Source organism: Enterovibrio litoreus, assembly GCF_045679545.1.
Lineage (GTDB): Bacteria > Pseudomonadota > Gammaproteobacteria > Enterobacterales > Vibrionaceae > Enterovibrio.
Map to the genome: position 1 here is coordinate 1,650,399 of NZ_CP166194.1, position 17,420 is coordinate 1,667,818.

The 17,420-nt window shown below is 47.0% G+C and carries 10 protein-coding genes; all 10 read left to right on the forward strand.

Features of this window, described 5'->3' with window-relative positions; translation table 11 throughout:
* The first annotated feature begins 104 nt into the window (after window positions 1-104).
* The 10 genes from pepN (at window position 105) to rmf (ending at window position 17,179) form a co-directional block, all read left to right on the forward strand.
* Window positions 105-2,714, forward strand: coding sequence for an aminopeptidase N (gene pepN, locus AB8599_RS07250; protein WP_407333072.1), 2,610 nt, complete (start codon window positions 105-107; stop codon window positions 2,712-2,714).
* Window positions 2,715-2,782: 68 nt separating this feature from the next.
* Window positions 2,783-3,010 carry a DUF2835 domain-containing protein gene (locus tag AB8599_RS07255; RefSeq protein ID WP_407333073.1) on the forward strand — a complete coding sequence of 76 codons (228 nt, stop codon included), beginning with the start codon at window positions 2,783-2,785 and terminating at the stop codon, window positions 3,008-3,010.
* A 155-nt stretch (window positions 3,011-3,165) separates the two neighbouring features.
* Window positions 3,166-7,983 (forward strand): NAD-glutamate dehydrogenase, encoded by a 4,818-nt coding sequence (locus AB8599_RS07260; protein WP_407333074.1) that lies wholly within the window; start codon window positions 3,166-3,168, stop codon window positions 7,981-7,983.
* Window positions 7,984-8,041: 58 nt separating this feature from the next.
* Window positions 8,042-9,052: a quinone-dependent dihydroorotate dehydrogenase gene (gene pyrD / locus AB8599_RS07265; protein ID WP_407333075.1), complete on the forward strand. Its 1,011-nt coding sequence runs from the start codon at window positions 8,042-8,044 to the stop codon at window positions 9,050-9,052.
* A 138-nt stretch (window positions 9,053-9,190) separates the two neighbouring features.
* Window positions 9,191-9,739, forward strand: a complete 549-nt coding sequence (locus tag AB8599_RS07270) for a cell division protein ZapC (RefSeq protein ID WP_407333076.1) — start codon at window positions 9,191-9,193, stop codon at window positions 9,737-9,739.
* A 971-nt stretch (window positions 9,740-10,710) separates the two neighbouring features.
* Window positions 10,711-12,849 (forward strand): bifunctional 23S rRNA (guanine(2069)-N(7))-methyltransferase RlmK/23S rRNA (guanine(2445)-N(2))-methyltransferase RlmL, encoded by a 2,139-nt coding sequence (gene rlmKL / locus AB8599_RS07275; protein ID WP_407333077.1) that lies wholly within the window; start codon window positions 10,711-10,713, stop codon window positions 12,847-12,849.
* Window positions 12,849-13,103, forward strand: a complete 255-nt coding sequence (locus AB8599_RS07280; RefSeq protein WP_407333078.1) for a glutaredoxin family protein — start codon at window positions 12,849-12,851, stop codon at window positions 13,101-13,103. The genes rlmKL and AB8599_RS07280 overlap by 1 nt, the downstream gene beginning before the upstream one ends.
* Window positions 13,090-15,009, forward strand: coding sequence for an ABC transporter ATP-binding protein (locus AB8599_RS07285; RefSeq protein WP_407333079.1), 1,920 nt, complete (start codon window positions 13,090-13,092; stop codon window positions 15,007-15,009). Before AB8599_RS07280 ends, AB8599_RS07285 begins: the two co-directional genes overlap by 14 nt.
* Window positions 15,010-15,011: 2 nt before the next feature.
* Entirely contained in the window at window positions 15,012-16,844 is a 1,833-nt protein-coding gene (locus AB8599_RS07290) for a DUF3466 family protein (RefSeq protein WP_407333080.1), read from the forward strand.
* Window positions 16,845-17,008: 164 nt separating this feature from the next.
* A complete protein-coding gene (rmf, locus tag AB8599_RS07295; protein ID WP_028025603.1) occupies window positions 17,009-17,179 on the forward strand; it encodes a ribosome modulation factor in 171 nt (56 codons plus the stop codon).
* Window positions 17,180-17,420 lie beyond the last annotated feature (241 nt).

The following is a 17,420-nucleotide window of genomic DNA, read 5'->3' on the forward strand; positions in this document are numbered from 1 at the left end:
TCTGGCTTAGTGAGTATCTTAGTTGATTACTCCGATTTTATAACAGTGGGCTGGTCGAATCGACTAACCGACTGGCAATCGTTATGCAATAAAAGGAATCTGACATGACGCAACAACCTCAGGCCAAGTACCGCAAAGATTACAAGGCTCCTGATTTTACGATAACCCACATTGACTTGGATTTTGACCTTCAAAGTTCACATACCCAAGTTATTGCAAAAAGCCGAGTGAAGCAGCAGGTTATTGGTTCAGATTCTATGTCACTGGATGGTGATGCGCTGTCGCTTAAGCGTGTTGAGATCAACGGTGAATCATGGCCGCATTTTAAAGAGACCTCAGAAGGGTTGACGCTGACACAACTGCCAGCCGAATTTGAACTATTGATAGAAACGCATATTGATCCGGCGGCAAACAGTTCTTTGGAAGGTTTGTATTTGTCTGACGGTGCGTACTGCACGCAATGTGAAGCAGAAGGTTTCCGCCGAATCACTTACTACCTCGATCGTCCCGATGTACTGGCAAAGTTCACCACTAAAATCACCGCCGATAAAACTGCGTTTCCATTTCTACTAAGTAACGGCAACAAGGTAGGCTCAGGCGATTTAGATAGTGGCCGTCACTGGGTGCAGTGGGAAGATCCGTACGCAAAACCAAGCTACTTGTTTGCCTTGGTCGCGGGTGATTTTGATCTGTTATCAGACAGTTTCACCACACGAAGCGGCCGTGATGTTGCACTAGAGATTTTTGTCGATAAAGGAAACCTCGATCGTGCAACCCATGCGATGACATCTCTGAAGAACTCAATGAAGTGGGACGAAGATCGTTTCGATCTTGAGTACGATCTTGATATTTACATGATCGTCGCTGTCGATTTCTTCAATATGGGCGCGATGGAAAACAAGGGCTTAAACGTCTTTAACTCCAAATATGTTCTCGCCAATTCAGACACGGCCACAGATACGGATTACCTCGGTATTGAAGCGGTGATCGGGCACGAATATTTCCATAACTGGACAGGCAACCGCGTCACTTGCCGTGATTGGTTCCAGTTGAGCCTAAAAGAAGGCCTCACCGTTTTCCGTGACCAAGAGTTCTCTTCCGATCTCGGTTCGCGAGCGGTGAACCGTATCAGTAATGTACGCACCATGCGCGGTCCTCAGTTTGCAGAAGACCGCAGCCCGATGGCGCACCCGATTCGCCCAGACAAAGTGATTGAAATGAATAATTTCTACACGCTAACCGTGTACGAAAAGGGTAGCGAAGTCATCCGCATGATGCATACCTTGCTGGGCGAAGTGAATTTTCAGAAGGGCATGAAACTTTACTTTGAACGTCATGATGGCACAGCAGCAACCTGTGAAGATTTCGTCAAAGCGATGGAAGATGCATCGGGCGTCGATCTGGGGCAATTCCGCCTTTGGTATAGCCAATCCGGTACACCCGTGTTGGATGTCACAAGCCATTATGATGACGAAAACAAAACACTGACGCTCGACACAAAACAACATACGCCACCGACTGCGGATCAAAAAAATAAACAGCCACTTCTGATCCCATTCGATATCGAGCTTTACGCCGGTGATGGCAGTGTGATTGAGTTACAACGTCACGGAGTGACGATCGATAACGTCCTGCATGTGACAGCCTCAGAGCAAGCGTTTGTCTTTGACAATGTTGCTGAGAAGCCTGTGATCTCTATGCTGCGTGAATTCTCTGCGCCCGTCACGCTGAACTACGACTATCGTGACGAAGAGCTCGCGTTCTTGATGGTGCATGCTAGAAACGAATTTTCGCGCTGGGATGCTGGCCAAATGCTGTTAGCAAAACACATTAAGGTTAACGTTGCTCGTGCTCAGGAAGCTAAAGATATTCAACTGCCAGAAGAGGTCGTTGATGCATTCCGTGGTGTGCTGCTGAGTGAGGCGCTCGATGCAGCGCTGATTGCTGAAGTGATGCAACTGCCAAGCGAAAATGAAATTGGCGGCTGGTTTGATATTGTCGATGTAGATGCCATCAACAACGTTCGTGATGCGATAAAACGTCACTTTGCAAACGAGTTAACCGATGAATTTAGTGCGCTTTACCATGCATTAAAGCAAACGGAATACAGCATTTCCCATGAAGCTATCGGAAAGCGCAGCCTACGCAATACCTGTTTGAGTTACCTGGCGCTGACTGACCAAGGTAATGACATTGTCTCCGCACATTATGCGGATTCAAACAACATGACAGACACAGCTGCAGCGCTAGCCGCAGCAAATCATGCGCAACTGCCATGTCGTGCTGCGTTGATGCAAGCATTCAGCGACAAATGGCAGCACGATGGTTTGGTGATGGACAAATGGTTCATGCTACAAGGGTGTAATCCAGCCAACGATGCATTGGTAAATGTCAAAGCGCAGATGTCACATCCGGCGTTTAGCCTGAAAAACCCGAACCGCACGCGTTCATTGGTGGGGGCATTCTGCAACAACAACCCGGTTAACTTTCATGCCAAAGATGGGTCAGGTTATCAGTTACTGTCTGACATTTTGATTCAACTAAATGAATCGAACCCTCAAGTTGCCTCAAGGCTGATAGATCCTTTACTCAAGTTCATGCGATTTGACCAAGATCGCCAGGCGCTAATGCGCGATCAACTTGAGCGTTTAGCCTTGCTCGATAATCTCGCGAAAGATCTTTACGAGAAAATCAACAAAGCACTCGAAGTGTAAACACGACACTTGCGAAATTTGTCGGAATAAGTAATTTAAAGCCGTCTAACAGGAGACGGCTTTTTTTTATGAAATCGAATGTGTACTTATTTACCCTTAATATCTCATATCACATTTTCCAGCAGCATTATGCGGGGGTAGCATCAACCGTTGTGGTCAAAACAGACAATGGGTTAACCCTGCAACTGCCTGCATCGCGTCTGCGTCCATATCTTAGTCAATTAGGGTTAAAAGGGCGTTTTCGGCTGACAGTAGATGACGCGAATCGCTTTAAATCCCTTGAGCAAATCGTTTAAACCGTACGGCAATCACATATCTAAAAACTCAGATTGAATTAACGCTTTTTGATGTAACGATTTTATTAACTAACCCGTAAACTACTCCATACGTCGCAAAGACTAATTAACTTCTATACTCATAGCGATTACATAAAAAATATATGGAGTAAACCATGACCGCGCGTGACCCTATTGTGCCGGTGTTGCTTGAGAAAGTTTATCACCTCATCGCTGAAAAACTGGACAAGAAACAACAACCACTTGTAGAAACTTTGGCAAAAAGGATTTTGGGTCCCATCTCAGATGATGATTTACAGGAAAGGAATGAATCCGACCTCTACGGGGCTGTTATTAGCCTGTGGCATCATCTAAACACCTTCGAACAAGACAAAATTTTTATTAAGGTCTTCAACCCTACACTGAGTGGCAATGGCTGGCAGTCTACGCACACGATTGTCGAAATCGTCACTCCTGATGCACCTTTCCTTGTCGATTCTGTTCGAATGGCGTTAAACCGTCTTGATATTGCATCGCACCTAATGCTCAACGGTCCGCTGCACGTCGTCAAAGATGCAAAAGGCAATGTCGTTGAAATTGGTGGTGAGAAGGGCGTGCGTCAAACCGTCTTCCATCTAGAAATCGACCGCATGAGCAGCAAGAAAGAGATGGCAGCACTTGAGAAAGAGCTGACAGAGACGCTGAATGATGTGGCGCTAATCGTGAATGATTGGCAGCCAATGCAGGAAAAAATGCAATCTCTGATTGATGCGCTCAAGAAAGAGAAGCCGCCGGTAGACAGTGAGCGTCAACAAGAAGCTGTCGAGTTTCTGCAGTGGATTGCTTCTCATAACTTCACATTCATGGGCTACAAATATTACGAGCTCAATGCCATAGAAGGTGACCATGAGCTCAAGGCATCGAAAGAAGAAGGCTTAGGCCTCGCGAAGAAGCTGGATCTGACGCGGCCGGGTATTAAATTGTCTGACATGCCTGAATCGGCGCGTGCTACTGCGTTGCGTAAAGAATTGTTGATTATCAACAAAGGCAGCAGTAAATCCCGCGTTCACCGTCCGGCCTATATGGATTACATCGGGATTAAGAGCTTCGACAAAAAAGGAAACGTGGTCGGCGAGCATCGCTTCCACGGTCTTTATGCGTCAGCGGCTTATAACCAAGCAACAAACACAATTCCGGTTCTTCGCAACAAAGTACAGCGGATCCTAGAGATCAGCGGTTACTACCAAGGATCCCATTCTTGGAAAGCGTTGGCGAACATCATTGAGAACTTCCCGCGTGACGAACTGTTCCAAGCCTCTGAGGCTGAGATGCTGGATATCGGCATGGGCATCGTTCAGGTGCAAGACCGCGATATGCTGCGTGTCTTCGTCCGACGTGACCCGTTTGGACGTTTCTTCTCGTGCATGGTTTATGTTGCCCGTGAGCGATACAACACCGAATTTCGTCGTGTGACCCAGCGTATATTGAAGAACTATTTTGGCTCTGATCAAGAAGTCGAGTTCAATACTTTCTTCTCCGAAAGCCCGTTGGCACGAACGCATTACATCGTGCGTGTTGAAAACAATAACTTTGATATTGATGTGAAGAAATTGGAGCAGAATCTGACTGAAGCAGCCTCGTCTTGGGATGATCGCCTGCAAGAATCCGTTATCGCGAACTTTGGTGAAAACAGCGGAACACCAATTGCTAAGCGTTATCTTCGTGCGTTTCCACGTTCGTACAAAGAGGCCACGCTGCCAGGTTCAGCGGTAGCTGATATTGAACGATTAGAAAACTTGGGTGATGACAAGAAGCTGGACATGCTTTTCTATCGTCCTCAGGAAGAGCCATCAACGTCACGCGCTGTGCGACTTAAGCTATTCCAGAAAGACGAGGCCATTCACCTTTCTGACGTCATGCCGATGCTTGAGAACTTAGGCTTGCGTGTGATCGGAGAGTCACCCTACAAAGTGCAGACAACCACGGGTGATGTTTTCTGGATCCTCGATTTCTCGATGCTCCACAGTGCCGGGAAAGGGTTTGATCTGTCTGAGGCGCGCGATCGTTTCCAAGAAGCTTTTGGTGCGATTTGGCATGGTAAGCTGGAAAGTGATGGTTTCAACCGATTGGTTCTGAATGCTGGGCTAACAGGGCGCGAAGTCACCATTCTACGCTCTTATGCGCGCTATATGCGTCAGGTTGCCTTCCCATTCAGCCAAGCGTATATCGAAGAGACATTGACGTCACATGCGGATTTGGCGCAATGTTTGGTCACGCTGTTCGTGAAACGTTTTGGTGGTTCGAAAAACAGCCAAAAAGATCAAACTCGCATTATTAGCCAGATCGAAGGCGAGCTTGAGAAAGTGGAAAGCCTCGATGACGATCGTATCATTCGTCGTTACATGGAAATGATCCTCGCCACGCTGCGTACGAACTATTTCCAAAAAGACAAAGAAACCGGCGAGTTCAAAGACTACCTGTCATTGAAACTGCAACCGTCTAAAATTCCTGAAATTCCAAAACCTGTTCCTTTCTTTGAAATCTTCGTTTACTCGCCAGATGTTGAAGGTGTTCACCTTCGTGGCGGTAAAGTGGCGCGTGGTGGCCTTCGTTGGTCAGATCGCCAAGAAGATTTCCGAACCGAAGTGCTTGGTTTGGTAAAAGCACAGCAGGTTAAGAACACGGTTATCGTCCCAGTAGGTGCGAAAGGTGGGTTCGTTTGTAAGAAGCAACACTCACTTAGTGGCCGTGATGAAATCTTTGCAGAAGGCCAGCGTTGCTATCGTATCTTCATTCGCGGCTTGCTCGACATCACCGACAACATTATTGAAGGTGAATTAACACCGCCAGTAAATGTCGTTCGCCATGATGAAGATGACCCGTATTTGGTTGTTGCTGCTGATAAAGGCACCGCGACCTTCTCTGACCTCGCTAACTCAGTATCAGAAGAATATAACTTCTGGTTAGGTGATGCTTTTGCCTCGGGTGGTTCGAACGGTTATGACCATAAAGCCATGGGTATCACAGCCAAAGGCGGTTGGGAGTCGGTGAAACGTCATTTCCGTGAAATTGGCATTGATTGCCAAGAAACGGATTTCACCTGTGTGGCTATTGGTGATATGGCGGGTGATGTATTCGGTAACGGCATGCTGTTATCGAAGCACATTCGGTTGGTCGCAGCGTTTAACCACATGCACATATTTATTGACCCAACCCCGGATTCAGCGAAATCATGGGTAGAACGTGATCGTTTGTTCAAACTGCCTCGGTCAAGCTGGGAAGACTACAACACTAAGCTGATTTCGAAGGGTGGCGGTATTTTCTCGCGCAAAGCGAAATCGATTGAACTGACCCCTGAGATTCAGAAGATGCTGGGCGTGCGTAAGCAAAGCATGGCACCTAACGAGTTGATCAAACAGATCTTAAAATCCAAGGTGGATCTGCTTTGGAACGGCGGTATCGGTACCTACGTGAAATCTGAGTCTGAAACGCATACCGATGTTGGTGATCGCGCGAACGATGGTCTTCGCCTCAATGGTAATGAGCTTGGCGCGAAGATTATTGGGGAGGGCGGTAACCTGGGTATGACGCAGTTGGGTCGTATCGAATTTGCCATGAATGGCGGTTTGGTTAACACCGACTTCATTGATAACGTGGGCGGCGTGGATTGTTCGGATAACGAAGTTAACATCAAGATCCTGCTTAATGGACTTGTTGCCGCAGGGGATCTGACTTACAAGCAGCGCAACGAACTTCTAGAACGCATGGAAGATGAAGTCGGCGAGATTGTTTTGGATGATGCTTATTGCCAGAGTGAATCCATTTCGGTAACCAATGAACAAAAAGCGTCATTGCTGAAAGAGCAAATCCGCTTCATCCATTACTTGGAAAAAGATGGCAAGCTTGATCGCCAATTAGAGTATTTACCGGATGATGAAACGCTTGCTGAGCGTCAACTTCACGGCAAAGGTCTAACAAGACCTGAGATTGCTGTGCTGGTGGCCTATGGCAAGATGGTTCTGAAAGAGCAACTTGTGGTGGAACAAATCACCCAAGATCCGCACTTTGGTAAACTACTACCACAGTATTTCCCACAGGAGTTACAGCGTAACTACCGCGAAGCAATGGAAACACACCCACTGCGTGCGGAAATCATTGCGACTTCCTTGGCAAATCAAATGTCTAACGTCATGGGTTTCAACTTTGTGACGCGAATGCAAGATGAGACCGGTGCGAGCGTCGGTGACATTGCAGCAGCGTACGCGATTGTGAATGAAGTCTTTGAATTTGATAAAACCTTTGAAGACATTCGCGCGTTAGATAACCAGATACCTGCGCAGATCCAATACGCTGTGATGTATCGCTGTCGTCGTATGCTACGTCGTGCATCGCGTTGGATTCTTCGTAATCCAATGAAAGGGAAAGGGATTGAAGAGCAAGTTGCGTTCTATAAACCTGCCGTTAAGAACCTGACAGATAACCTCGAAACCTACTTGGTGCCAGCTGAAATTGAAGAGCACGAAGAACAGGCGAGTGAGTTCATCGTCCTCGGTGTACCGAAAGAGATTGCAAATAAAGTGGCGCGTTTGAGCAGTTTGTTTGCGGGTCTCGATCTTGCCCAAGTGTCAGAGCAGATGAACAAGCCTTTCGACGTGGTTGCACGCTTGTACTTTGTGCTTGGCGATACGCTCTCTTTGCACTGGTTCCTCAAGCAAATCACCAACCAACCAGTGGAAAACCATTGGCAAGCATTGGCTCGTTCATCATTCCGAGAAGATTTGGATTGGCAGCAACGTGTCCTGACCGCTCATATCCTTGAGGGAATGAGAGAAGGTGAGTCTGCTGAGCTTGGCCTTGAGTCTTGGATGGTTGAACATGCAGTGAGTCTTGGCCGTTGGGAAAGCATTGTTGCTGAGTTCAAAGTGGGTACAGTGCATGAATTTGCGAAATTCTCTGTCGCATTGCGTGAACTGACGCTTTTAAATTTGAATTAAGCAGACAAAGTGTTGATAATACAGCCCCGTTTATTCGGGGCTTTTTTTTGGAGGTTACATGATGTACCGCCTCGCCAGATCGGCAATTTTTCAGCTAGACCCAGAGCATGCACATGATCTGGCAATCAAGAATCTTTCTCGCTTCACTGGTACTCCTCTTGACGTGTTTTATCGTCAAAATCTTCCTCCTCGTCCCGTTCAAGTCATGGGGCTGCATTTCAAAAACCCCGTTGGCTTAGCCGCAGGCTTGGATAAAAACGGCGAATGCATTGATGCATTTGGTGCAATGGGTTTTGGCTCTGTCGAAGTAGGAACGGTTACACCGCGCCCACAAGATGGTAACGACAAACCGCGTCTTTTCCGTGTTATTCCTGCAGAAGGCATTATCAATCGCATGGGGTTCAACAACCATGGCGTTGATGCGCTGGTGGAAAACGTCAAGAAAGCCAAATACGAAGGCGTGATTGGCATCAACATCGGTAAGAACAAAGACACACCGCTTGAGCATGGCAAAGATGATTACCTGATCTGTATGGATAAGGTGTATGACCATGCAGGTTACATCGCCGTGAACATTTCATCGCCAAACACCCCAGGGCTACGTTCACTGCAATATGGTGAAGCGTTGGATGATTTGCTTTCTTCATTGAAAGCGCGTCAAACCGAATTGGCGAAAAGTCGTGGTAAGTATGTACCCGTTGCGTTGAAAATCGCGCCGGATATGAGCGAAGAAGAATTAGTTCAAGTGGCTGATGCCCTCGTACGTTACAACATCGATGGTGTGATCGCGACAAACACAACCTTGGATCGCTCCTTGGTTGAAGGAATGCCGCATGCGCACGAAGCAGGTGGGTTAAGTGGTCGTCCGGTTCAAAACAAGAGTACGGAAGTGATTCGTCGTCTTCATCAAGAACTCAATGGCAAACTTCCGATCATTGGGGTGGGTGGTATTGATTCAGTGATGGCCGCGAAAGAGAAAATGATGGCAGGTGCAGAGCTTGTCCAAGTTTACTCTGGTTTCATTTATCACGGCCCACGCTTAGTGAAAGACATCGTACGAAATATTTAACCTGAAAAATTAAGAATCGGTAGAAAAGGGGAAGAATGACTTCCCCTTTTTTTTTATCTCAAGCCTATTACACTTCCTTCCAAGCATAACTTTTCAGTGGTCACGGACCGATTCTCTGCAAGCGCAGGAGCGAGCACGATGTTGAAACCTAATAACGCATGGAAATGGTACTTCGATCAAGAAGCACAAGCATTGATGCTGGATTTGGGTGAAAATATGGTTTTCCGTGTTGCCATTGATAGCAAACATCTCATCCCCGATGCGTTTATCGATACCCCATTTTCAGTCGATGACGCATCACTCTTTCAAGCATACTCAGATGCAGTGAGTGTACTTCCTTTATCTGGCCCACGCAGGGCTGAACTGGTTCTAAACGCAGTGGCAGCAAATCGCTTCCACAAACCGCTATTACCTAAAAGCTGGTTTTTCCATGAACAAGAAGGGCACTCAGCAGCTGCTGCGGGTTCTATTGTGACATTGAAGACCGAACATGGCAGCGAACCCTTCTTAGTGATTGAAAACGCGGGTATTGCATCGTTATGTATGCATGCTGGTGAATCACCATTGGCGCTGACCGAATCAAAACAAATGCGGTTCTGTGAAGCAATAAAAGTAATGAATGACCGGTTATCGACATACCAACAGCAATACGATAACGGCAGTGGTCATTATGCGTTAGTAGGCTGATAGAGCAGTTGTATCAGCCTCTTTTTTTCTCTTTCAATCCTCTCCCTTATCTATCAAGCACCACCACTCCCTAGTGCAATAGGCTAATCCGTGACATGTCACATGGCGTGTGGCAGTGCATCAAGCTTCTGAGCCTCTCGCTATTCCCCGATCGCTCCTTGAATAGGGCGATGTAAGACATGAAAGGCACTTCACTAGCACAACCAGGCCCAGAAGATATCGAGCTTAATGTGTTTAGCATGCGTCCATTTGCCAGATTTCTTCGACGGTTTCATCCGCCACGGTAATATTTTCGCTGTCTCATTTATATGCAATTATGAGAAACGCTACCTGATTTGATTAAAACCTTCCGCAAAACAAACGTGATCAAACTCACGCTATCCGTATTACTCTGATGCTTATCGGCTTATAAATATTGCCATAAATAGCGGATATTTAGCCATTCAAGGAAACGAAAGTGGAAAAATTTCCCTATTTCCTCCATGAAAACGCACTTAATAATCTTCTGGTATATACCAGATATTTGTCATTTCAATACTTTCCTATTTGGAATGGGTGATAGTGCACCTTATTTAATCTAGCCTTTATTAAACTGCTTCTGTGGATAAGTGTGCACTCACTATTTGTACTATATCAGTGTCTATTGGCTGAGATGTGATTGGTTTCATGCCCGTGATCCACGCCATTCTGGTGCGAATAATGCTGGTTTCCCTGAGGAAACAGTTTTCAGGGTGTGGATAACATGATCCAGGTGATGAATTTGTGATGGTTTTTAGGTGATTTAGCACGGCAAGTGACAAGGATGGTGGCTAAAGGATTGAGCGTCGTTTTCTCAACGACACCGCAATAGTTAGGAGGCACCCTGAAGGTGTTTGTTGTCTCAATGGGATGCAAAAGAAATGGCGGTCAATAGAGCGCTGCGTCACGAAATCAGGTATAATCGCGCGCAAAATCCCTCAGAATACATTTCCATGAATCAATATTTAGCTATTACCTCTCGCGGTCTAGAAAACCTGCTTGCAGAAGAACTCGAACAACTCGGCGCAAGCAGCGTTAAAGCGGTTAATGCCGGCGTACGTTTCCTTGCCGATGAGAAAACCCTCTACAAGTGCTGTTTATGGAGCCGCACAGCATCACGTTTTATTCTTGTGCTAAGTGAATTTGCCGTACGTGATGACATGGACCTGTATCTGGGTGCTAGCGCCATTAACTGGCCAGAATACTTCAGCGAGAAAAAGCGAATTGCTGTTGATTTCAATGGTACTAACCGTGAAATCCGTAACAGCCAATATGGCGCGCTTAAAGTAAAAGATGCGATTGTTGACCGCTTTATTAAGGCAGATCGTGAGCGTCCAAGCATTGACCGTGAGCAACCTGATCTACGTATTCATATGCGTCTGTCCCGTGAAGACGGCCTGCTCGGTATCGACATGGTTGGTAGCGGTTTGCATCAACGTGGCTATCGTACCGAAGCGGGTATGGCACCTTTGCGCGAAACCAATGCCGCAGCGTTGGTTATGAAAAGTGGCTGGACGCCAGACAAACCACTGCTAGACCCTATGTGTGGTTCAGGCACTTTGTTGATTGAAGCGGCGATGATGGCTGCGCAAGTTGCGCCTGGATTGAAACGTAAGCGCTGGGGTTTTGAATCGCTCAAATCTTTCAATCGCGAAGAGTGGATGGAAGTGCATGCAGAAGTGACCTTCCTGTCGAAGAAAGGCCCGGCTAAATGCGAGACGCGTTTCTTTGGTTTTGATAATGACCGTCGTGTGCTTGAAACGGCAAAAGCGAATGCTAACCGCGCAGGTGTGGGTAGCCTTATCCAATTCGAAGAGGCTGATGCAAGCACATTGCAAAACCCTGAAGGGTTTGGTGAAGGCCATATCATTTGTAACCCGCCATACGGCGAGCGTTTAGGCACAACTCCGGGTCTAATTGCGCTTTATACTCAACTGGGTGTTCAGCTCAAAACGCAATTCAAAGGCTCGGTCGCACACATCTACTCTGGTTCTAATGAACTGCTTAGCTGTATTCGCATGCGTGCTGAAAGCACCTACAAGCTGCGCAACGGTGCGCTTGATTGCGAGATGAAGACGTACCAAATCACGGCTCGTGGCGAGGTGACAACGTCACCTGACGGGTTGGTGCAAGTGCCAATGTCGGATGTTGCGCCTGAGTTTTCTAACCGCTTACGCAAAAATCTCAAGAAGCTAGAGAAGTGGGCGAAGCAGCAGGGCATTGAATGCTACCGCTTGTACGACGCTGATTTGCCAGATTACAACGTGGCGATTGACCGTTATAACGACAATATCGTTATTCAGGAATACGCGCCGCCAAAAACGATCCCTGAAGAGACGGCCCGTCGTCGTTTGATGGACACAGTGCGTGCAACCATCGCAGTGACAGGCGTGAACGCCAACAACGTTGTTTTGAAAACCCGTGAGAAGCAAAAAGGCACTAATCAGTATCAGAAACTGGGTGAAGCCAAGCGTTTTATGAAGGTTCACGAATACAACGTGACGCTGGAAGTCAATCTTCAAGATTACCTTGATACCGGTTTGTTCCTCGACCATCGCTATACCCGCAAGTTGCTGGGTGAAAAAGCGAAGGGTAAAGACTTCCTCAACTTGTTTGCATACACAGGTACCGCGACTGTTCATGCGGCAGTGGGGGGCGCAAAGTCGACCACAACGGTAGATATGTCTAAGACCTATCTCGCGTGGGCTGAGCGCAACATGGCGTTGAATGGCAAGGTTGGCAATCAGCATCAGTATATCCATGCGGATTGCCTCAAGTGGCTTGAGTCAGACCAAGGTCAATACGATCTCATTTTCATTGATCCACCAACGTTTTCTAACTCAAAACGTATGGACGACAATTTTGACGTGCAACGTGACCACATCAAACTGATGAAAGATCTCAAACGTCTGCTTCGTACGGGTGGCGAGATTGTATTCTCGAACAACAAACGTAACTTCAAGATGGATCTGGAAGCACTGAGTGAATTGGGTCTGTCTGCACAAAACATTACCCATCGTTCAATCCCGTTGGATTTTGAACGTAACAAGCAGATCCACAACTGCTGGATTATTACCCACAAGGAAGGTTAATGGCCTTAGTCCTCTACAGCACGGAAGGGTGTCACCTTTGTGAAGAGGCAATGGCTTTGTATCAAGCAGCGGGTTACACCGCTGCTTTGAACGTTATAGACATTGCATTTGATGACGCGTTGTTTGCTCGTTACGGCGTCACTATTCCTGTTATCTCATATCAAACTCAAGACGGCTCAGTGATCGAAGAACTGAGCTGGCCTTTCGATTCTTTCGCATTAACAACATGGTTAGTTAAACATGGCATTGATTAACATCACTAACGCCCAGCTCGCTTACGGCGACAACCCTTTACTCGATCACGCTGAGTTTGTTTTGCAACCTAATGAGCGTGTTTGTCTGGTCGGCCGTAATGGCGCAGGTAAATCGACTCTCATGAAGGTCATTCACGGCACCGTCCAGCTTGATGACGGCAGCATTAACCGTCAGCAAGATTTGAAAGTGTCTCGTTTAGAGCAAGATCCACCACGTGATGCCGAAGGAACGGTAGTCGACTACGTTTCTGAAGGTTTGGCAGAGGCAGGGGCGCTCCTTAAGCAGTACCACGAATTGCTCGGGCTGATGGAAACGGATCCTAGTGAGAAGAACATCAATCGATTGGCACGAGTTCAAGACCAACTGGATCACTCGGGTGCTTGGCATTTTGAAAATCAACTGACGATGGTGCTTGATGCGTTAAAGCTGGATGGTTCAAAGAAACTGTCTGAATTGTCTGGTGGTTGGCAGCGTAAAGCCGCACTGGCTCGTGCATTGGTGTGTGAGCCTGATGTATTACTTCTGGATGAGCCAACGAACCATTTGGACGTGGCGACGATCTTGTGGCTAGAAAACTTCCTAAAAGATTTCAAAGGCGCGATCATCTTCATCTCGCACGACCGTGCATTTATTCGCTCTATGGCAACACGCATCGTTGACTTGGATCGTGGTCAGCTATCGTCATGGCCGGGGGACTACGAAAAGTACCTTGATGGCAAAGAAGAAGCGCTGCGTGTTGAAGCTGAGCAAAATGCAGAGTTTGATAAGAAACTAGCCCAAGAAGAAACGTGGATTCGACAAGGGATTAAAGCCCGTCGTACGCGTAACGAAGGGCGAGTGCGCGCACTGAAACAACTTCGTCGAGAACGCTCAGAGCGTGTCGAAGTGTTGGGTAATGCCAATATCTTGGTTGATGAAGCGGTTAAGTCCGGCAAGATTGTGTTCGAAGCGAAAGACATTAGCTTTAAGTTTGATGGAAAGAACTTAATAGAGGACTTTAGCTTTAATGTGATGCGCGGTGATCGGATTGCATTAATCGGCCCTAATGGCTGTGGCAAAAGTACACTGCTGAAGCTGATGCTAGGAAAGCTGCAATCAGAGACGGGCAAATTCCATGTTGGTACTAAGCTCGAAGTGGCTTATTTTGACCAATACCGAGAGAAACTCGACCCAGAGAAAACCGTGGTCGATAACCTTGCTGAAGGTAAGATGGAAGTCGAAGTGGGTGGACGTAAGCGTCACGTGCTTGGCTATCTGCAAGATTTCTTGTTCCATCCACGCCGTGCGCGTACGCCAGTAAAAGCCTTGTCTGGCGGCGAGAAAAACCGCCTGCTGCTTGCTCGAATTTTCCTCAAGCCTTGTAACTTATTGGTTCTCGATGAACCAACCAACGATTTGGATATCGAAACGTTGGAACTTTTGGAAGAATTGCTTGCCAACTATCAGGGTACTTTGCTGTTAGTGAGCCACGATCGTCAGTTTGTCGATAATACCGTGACGCATAGCTGGGTGTTTGAAGGCGAAGGTGTTATTCACAAGTTTGTGGGCGGTTATCATGATGCCATGCAGCAACGTGACAACTATCGCCAAACGATTGGTGCTGATAAGCCACAAGAAGCAAAAGCTGCACCCAAAGCAGAAACGCCCAAGAAACCAGCAGAGAACAATAAGATCGTTAAAAAACTGTCTTATAAGTTGCAAAGAGAGCTAGAAGCGCTTCCACAGCTTCTTGAAAACTTAGAGAATGAAATCTCGCAGTTACAGGAATCGGTAAACGATCCTGCGTTCTTCCAGAAAAGCACCGAAGAAACACAGCCTGTTTTGCAGCGCCTGAGTGAAGTGGAAGCTGAGTTAGAAACGGCCTTTGAACGATGGGAAGAACTCGAAGAGATGCAGAAGGAATAGTAATGCAGTTCAACAAATTCAAACTTTCAGCTGTCGCGCTTGCGATGGCTGGTTTTCCAATCGTAGCCAATGCGGCATTGTATTCTGTCTCCAAAATAGATACTCCATCAGAATCCAACTCTGCAGCTGCTACGGCCATTTCTCCTAATGGCGATAAAATTGCGGTTGAGGTGTTAAGTGGCCCAGTGGGACTTAACTACTCTCAAGAGCTGCCTTACATGGTAGACGTAGAGCATTTCATTAATAGCTATAATGACTTGGATAGTTACTGTTTTAACTACCTTGGCTACAACACCTGCGATACGTGGGCGAATGAGCAATGGTATGGCATTAAAGCATCTGGTGAAGTGTGTGATAGTGAAGACTATGATGCCAATATTTGTACTGGCGGCTTGAACAAAGAAATTGATGCTTGGACGCAGGGCTTTACCGGTAATAGCGTTGCCAGTGTTGGTGGGGAAGTTAATCCTTTCAGCTCAGGCGTGACAGGGCCAAAACCTTCAGGTTCGCCAAACCCAAATTCAACTAACGTTGTTGTTAATGCAGTGACAGACACAGGTAAGGCGATTGGCGCTTCAAGCAGCCCTTACTATGATGCTGGCTCGTATAACGCACGAGCCTTCGCTCGTCGTGGATTTAACGAAGCGACTGAGCTACTTCCACCATCTGGTCTTGGTTCTGTCATTGAATCGATTGGTCAAACCAATGCAAATGGCGTGATCGATTACTCTGGCACTGCAATTGTGTTTGGTTCGGCCTCAACGCATAACATGGCAAACCCTGGCAACAAAGAAGCACCAGAGGATTCTGGGCTTTCCAATCTGAATAGTTGCTCATCGACTGTCGATTTTAGCAATCGTGCTTGTCAGTATTATCAGTTTGCTAATCAGGCATCTGTTTGGATTCCTAGTTACGACGCTAATGCTCGTGTGATTGCTGACTTCCCAAATGGGGCAACTGGCAACACTGATGATACGGCTCAAGCAAGCGTAAAAGCGGCTTCAGTGTTATCTGGTGCAACAGCTCCTACAATGGTGGGCTTTAGTACTTACAACGATAGTGGTTTTTATGCAAGAGCAGTGAAATATACGCCTATCGCAGATTTTTCAACGTGTTTAACACAATTAGAGACGGATACTACCAAGCGCTGCTGGACTATGTCGCTCATCCCTGGCATCGAAATCCGCCAAGGTGGCGATATCGTTTATAGCTATTCTGAAGCCAATGACATCAACGCTAACAATGTCGTAGTGGGTGTGGCTAAGAACTACAGGTTGAACAGCGGTGCATACGCAGAGATCGTGTTTGTTAACGAAGGGGCTTCTACCACGCTTCTAAGTACCTCTCAAAGTGCGTTGTTCTTTAGTGGCTACAACGCAACTGCTGCAGCGATTAATGACAATAATGAGCTGGTGGGCGCGGTAGATGTTGAATCCTCTCGTGATCGCGCGCGTCGTCAACGTGGCTATGTTTACCTGCATGGCACCGCACCCAACTTGGCGGATTTCGATAACACCCGTGGCTGGTTGCTGGACGATTTGACCAACGGTGCGCCAGGGGCGAATGCCTTCCGTATCGCAGAAGCGTTTGATATTGCGGAAAATGGTAACATTGCAGCCTCTGCTTTCTATTGTGCTGGTGGCTACAGTTCGACGGCCCATGATGCTACATGTAATGGTGAAGAAGAGCTGGTGGCGGTGAAACTCACGCGTCAGAGTGGCGACATTTCACCTCGTCCATACGAAACAAATACGATTACCCGAAGCGGTGGTGGTTTTGGCGTGCTAGGCCTTGCTCTACTTGGCTTTGGTGGACTGCTGAGACGTAGAAAGTAATGTTCATTTTTGGCTCGTCCTCACAAATATTTGTCGGATGAGCCAGTCGATGCTTGATTATTTATTAACCTTGCATGAATCTTAAACAGTGCACTTTGTAAACAGTACCCCTGTTGAATGCGCACCGCAAAGATACATTTGTTGAAGGATAAGAGGGCGGAAATATGAAAAGACAGAAGCGAGATCGTTTAGAGCGAGCACAAGCTAAAGGCTATCAAGCCGGCGTAAGCGGTCGATCCTCTGAGACATGTCCTTATCAAGCCACGGACGCACGCAGCCAATGGCTAGGCGGCTGGCGTGATGGCAGAGATACTAAAGCGTCGTCAATGAAGTAAGTTTTCTTCCAATCCATCCAAATAAGCCCCGGCATCGGGGCTTTTTTCTATTCGCTTAATGCACTATAACTAAATTTTTTTGAGGTGATTTAGTCGATACAGTCTTCGTGTTACGTAAAGGCTTATCGTTGAATCGCTCAAATACGTCAGATTAGGCTGGCATTAAGTTGGGCCATGAGAAAGAGAGAAAGATAGGCGAATGCCGTTCACTGGGCTCAATGTAACGAGAAAACTCATGCAT